This window comes from Nitrosophilus sp., assembly GCF_982775275.1.
In genome coordinates, this window is sequence record NZ_CEXZHP010000224.1 from 1 (window position 1) to 2,312 (window position 2,312).

At 32.2% G+C, this 2,312-nt stretch carries 2 protein-coding genes; one reads left to right on the forward strand and one right to left on the reverse strand.

The genetic code is table 11. The annotated features are described in order from the left end of the window. The coding region (locus AC30RD_RS08505) for a glutamate-5-semialdehyde dehydrogenase (protein ID WP_489494069.1) at positions 1–1,133 on the reverse strand (1,133 nt) is incomplete at its 3' end. A 125-nt stretch (positions 1,134–1,258) separates the two neighbouring features. Here AC30RD_RS08505 and AC30RD_RS08510 point away from each other — a divergent pair. Then, positions 1,259–2,224, forward strand: a complete 966-nt coding sequence (locus AC30RD_RS08510; protein WP_489494070.1) for an NAD(P)-binding domain-containing protein — start codon at positions 1,259–1,261, stop codon at positions 2,222–2,224. Positions 2,225–2,312 lie beyond the last annotated feature (88 nt).

Consider the following 2,312-nt stretch of genomic DNA (forward strand, 5'->3'; position numbering starts at 1 on the left):
ACTTCAGCTCCAAAACCAAAAACGCCCCCATCGGTAAATCTTGTAGAAGCGTTAACATATACGCAAGCCGCATCAATTTCATTTAAAAACTTTTGCGCAGTTGTGTAATTTTCAGTAACAATCGCCTCGCTATGGCCTGAACCATATTTTCTTATATGCTCAATCGCCTCTTCTACTCCATCAACCACTTTAATTGAGAGAATATTTTCAAGATACTCAGTATGAAAATCCTCTTCAGTGGCCTCTTCTACTTTTATAACCTCTCTTGTTATAGCACACCCTTTAAGAGTTGTAAAGTGTGGTTTAAAAGCTTCATAAAGCTTTAATAACATCTCATCTTTTATAGCATAATCAACGAGTAAAGTCTCCATCGCATTGCAAACTCCGGGCCTTTGAACTTTAGCGTTTACGGCTATTTTTATCGCTTTTTCAAAGTCTGCATCTTTATCTATATAAGTATGACATAACCCTTTATCGTGTTTTACTACTGGAACCGTAGCGTTTTGGCTAACATAACGAATCAGTGCCTCTCCTCCCCTCGGGATGATTAGATCAACATATTTATCCATCTTTATAAGTTTACTAACCCCTTCTCTACTATAATCCGGAAGCAAAGAGATTATATCTTTTGGCAAACTGTTTTCTTCAAGTACTTCTCTTAAGATAGCAGCAATAGCCTCATTTGAGTTTTGAGCCTCTTTCCCACCTTTCAAGATACAAACATTTGAGCTTTTAAAACAAAGTGCTGCGGTATCACTTGTAACATTTGGCCTTGATTCGTAAATGATTCCAATAACTCCAATAGGAATAGAAACTTTCTCAATTCTAAGTCCATTATCTAAAACCCAGCCATCTAATACTCTTCCCACGGGGTCTTTTAAAGCTGCAATCTCTCTAACAGAGTTTGCCATATCCAAAACTCTTTTTTTGTTTAGTAACAATCTATCTTTTAGAGCTGAAGTAAGATTATTATCTTCAGCATTTTCCATATCCTTTGCATTTGCCTCTAATATCACATCTAAATTTCTCTCTAAAGCATCGGCCATCTCATTTAAAACTTTTTTCTTTTTTTCTCCACTTATTGTTGATAAAACTGCCGCACTTTTTTTTGCTTTGCTTAAAAACTCCTCCATAATCCACCTCTTTTTTTATAGCTTATTTTACTCTTTTTGTGCTTTTTATGTAATTAAAAAAATATTTTATAGGCTTTTAAGGTTTATAATAAAATAATATAAGAAATTTTTATAAAAGGCAGACAATGGAAAAGGTTTATGATATAGCTATAATCGGTGCTGGACCGGCAGGAATCTCAACTGCGATTGAGAGTTTTATATTTGGAATTAAAGATATTTTGCTTATAGAAAAAGCCGAAAACCACTCTACAACAATTAGAACATTTTATAAAGACAATAAAAGAGTAGATAAAGACTGGATGGGACAAAAGGTTGAGTGTGAAGGCCGCATAATATTTATGGATGGAACAAAAGAGACAACTTTGGATTTGTTTGATAAAATGCTCGATCGTCACAAAATTGATACTCTATTTAACACAGAAGTTGAAAAAGTAGAAAAAATAGATGATATTTTTGAGGTTTCTACAACAAATAATAAAAAGTATAGATCAAAAAATGTTGTTATTGCCATAGGTAAAATGGGTAAACCAAATAAACCAAGCTATAAAATACCTCCTTCTATAAAACAGTTTGTAAATTTTAATCTTGACAAATGCTCAAAAGGTGAAAAGATATTAGTTGTTGGCGGAGGAAACTCTGCAGCAGAATATGCATATTTTTTAGCAGATACTAACGATGTTACATTAAATTACAGAAGAGAAAAATTTACAAGATTAAATCCTGAAAATGAAAAAATTGTAGATGATTATGCAAAAAAAGGAAAATTAAAATTAAAACTTGGTATTGACATTATATCACTTGAGAGTGAACATGGAAAACCTAAAGTAAACTTTACAGATGGAAGCAGTAAAGTATATGATAGGATAATTTATGCAATAGGCGGAACAACACCAACGGATTTTTTGAAAAAATGCGGAATAGAAGTTAAAAAAAATAGAGTTGAAGTAGATGAAAATTTTCAAACAAAAATTCCCGGACTCTTTGCCGCCGGAGATATTGTTACTGAAACAGGAGGTTCTATAGCAATAGCTTTAAATCATGGCTATAAAATAGCTTCTTTTATCTCAAAAACAAGAGACACATCTAAATAGCTTTAATTGCATTGATAATAGTTTTATTATCAATGCAATCTATATTAAAATCATCTACCAAATTAGCTTTTATAGTTACAATACTTCT

Coding starts and splice junctions, on each gene's coding strand:
- AC30RD_RS08510 (WP_489494070.1), top strand. CDS start 1,259: ATGGAAAAGGTTTATGATATAGCTATAATCGGTGCTGGACCGGCAGGA.